Raw genomic sequence first — 2,509 nt, 5'->3', positions numbered from 1 at the left:
CTTATTTTGCTTGTTTTTGTTATAAAGCACTCTTATACGTTCATCAATTTGTACCATAATTAAAAGCCGTCCTTTGCGTTCTTGCTTAATTCTCTTTGTAAAATGCTATTGAAAGTCTTTGATAATTTTTCTTACTGTATCTTTTAGCAGATCGAATAAATGATGGAGTGTATTTAATTTTCATTCTTTATTTCCTTATCAAAAGCCTTATTAAAATCTTCAAGTGAATCAAACTCGCCTGCAAAGTCACCACGATCTGCCTCTGCTATAGCTCTATCTAATTCCGTCACTGACTTTAAAGTTAAAGGAATACTCTTTGTATGCTGAACTTCTTTCAAATACATTTTAATTCCTGTGCTTAAGTCCAAACCATAATATTTAAATATAGCAGTTACTTCTTTCTTATCTTTCTCTGGCATTTTAAAGTTTACTTGACTTATCTTTTCTTTTTCCATAGTCATAATATCAACTCCTTACTTTTATTTTGTATAATAGACAAAGTGAAGAAATAAGCTATATTATTTCTTTACCATTGCTATATAGAAAAAGGCATAATTCTTACATTTTTAAGAATTATGCCTTTTCTATTATTTTAACTATCAACCTTTTTATTTCTTAGATTTAGCAAGTGAACTAACTAACGACAAGAGAGCTGATAATAGCATCCCTCCAGCCATCAAATACATCCCCATCATCATATTGCCTGTGAAAGTGAAATATGCCATCGCGGCATATAAAATCACGAAAAACAATTTTACCCCAATATTATCACTCATCATTTTTGACTAGCCCCCGTTGTTGCATCATCCATACCACAGCCTTCGGTATCCATACCTGGCATCCAAACATCCTCTGGCTTAATGCCTTTTTCTTCCGCGAAGGCTTTAGTCAAAGTCTCCATATCCATTAAGTGGTATTTCTTAGAATGATCTGGATCAAAGATTTCAATTTGCGCCATCATGCCGGCATCTTCATGTTCAATGATGTGGCAGTGATACATGAACACACCAAGAAGTGGAAATTCGACTCTTAAGCGAACCGTTTCACCAGGACGAACTGGAATAGTGTCCTTATAACCATATTCATTTGGAAATGGTTCATGTCCATTTCTTGAAACAACTGTGAAGTGGGTGCCATGAATGTGGAATGGGTGAATCATACCATGTTCCTTAGTATTAGTGTTAGTTACATCCCAGTATTCAGCTTGCCCTACCTTTTGCTTCATATCGATTCTTTGCATTGAGAATTGCTTGTTATTCATCATGTTGTGTTCATCCATGGTAACTTTGCGAACAGTCAAATCTGGATCGACTTCTGGTAATTTGGGTTCAAACAAAGTGTCAGGAATGACAGAATCGTCTTTTTCAAAATTATGAATTCTAAATTCAATGAGTTTAAAGTCATCAGTATAAAGATTTACGACATCACCTTCATGATAGCCTGAGAAGTCAACCACCACTTGAAGTCTTTCACCAGGCGTAACCATGATCTTAGTCATTTTAACTGGATGTGGCAAGAAGGAATCATCCCCAGCAATTTGCGTCATTACAATATCATCGTCAAAGTGCAAACGCCATTCACGTCTATTTGATCCACCTAAGAATAATAATCTTACCTTTTGGGTAGTGACATCAATATAAGGACGAATCGTACCATTGATCAGTGGAGTTTCACCCAAGATGCCCATTGCATCATAATCAGCACGATAATCTAGTTGGTTATCTTTGTGGTAAGTACGATCTTGCAGAATTACTGGGAACTCATCAACACCATAGTTCTTTGGAATTGGCAGCTTTGCTTCTTGGTCATCTGTAACAACCACTCCCATTGCTAAGCCCATCCAAACTTGAGCGGCAGTTGATGGACATGGATGAGCGTGAAGCCAAGTTAAAGCTGCTGGTTGGTTAACAGTGAATTCAATCTCTTTTTCTTCACCTGGATATACTGGTGCGTGGCAACCACCATCTGTGATTGGACCTGGGACTTCCATGCCGTGCCAGTGATAAGTAGTAAGTTCTGGCAAACTGTTCTTTAGTTTAACGTGAACATGTTGCCCTCTCTTTAAAACCATTGTTTTACCAAGAATAGGTGCATTGTAACCCCAGGTCTTAGTTGCTTTACCTGGCAGCAATTGAACCTTACTTTCAATTGATTCAATCGTGTACCAAACATCGTTGCCTGATACTTTATCTGGCTTCAATACAGGTGGCACTGCTAAAGGCTTAGCTTCAACACCATCAGGGATGCTGAGCTTTTTGTAGTGAAAATGATTTTTGTCAAAGTCTTCTTCATCAAGGAAGTAATCTGTATAAATTTTAGTCATTTTGTTTTCCTCTCGTTCTTCTTCATTTCTGATCAGCACTAAATTAGCACTATTTTCGGGTGCAATCAACGGCTTAAAATACTGTTATTAAAGCATTTATACCGCTTTCACATTTATGAAGAATTGACGTTATTTTTATCTTCAAGTGCAAATAAACGCTGTCGAGAAAAACTTTTAAAAAGATAA

General features: G+C 36.6%; 3 protein-coding genes. All 3 read right to left on the bottom strand.

Annotated features, from left to right (window positions below; translation table 11 throughout):
* Positions 1-173: 173 nt before the first annotated feature.
* The gene (locus BN1206_RS04930) at positions 174-461 is read right to left on the bottom strand and encodes a type II toxin-antitoxin system RelB/DinJ family antitoxin (RefSeq protein WP_013437965.1); all 288 of its coding nucleotides are present in this window, start codon (positions 459-461) and stop codon (positions 174-176) included.
* A gap of 147 nt (positions 462-608) precedes the next feature.
* Complete coding sequence (locus BN1206_RS09870) at positions 609-779, bottom strand: hypothetical protein (RefSeq protein ID WP_013437964.1); 171 nt, start codon at positions 777-779, stop codon at positions 609-611.
* Positions 776-2,323 (bottom strand): multicopper oxidase family protein, encoded by a 1,548-nt coding sequence (locus BN1206_RS04925; protein ID WP_052542993.1) that lies wholly within the window; start codon positions 2,321-2,323, stop codon positions 776-778. Before BN1206_RS04925 ends, BN1206_RS09870 begins: the two co-directional genes overlap by 4 nt.
* Between the last annotated feature and the right edge of the window lie 186 nt (positions 2,324-2,509).

Source organism: Lactobacillus sp. OTU4228 (assembly GCF_001006945.1).
GTDB classification, from domain to species: Bacteria; Bacillota; Bacilli; order Lactobacillales; family Lactobacillaceae; genus Lactobacillus; species Lactobacillus amylovorus.
The sequence above is the reverse complement of the archived record's forward strand: the minus strand, read 5'-3'. Positions and strand labels throughout refer to the sequence as shown.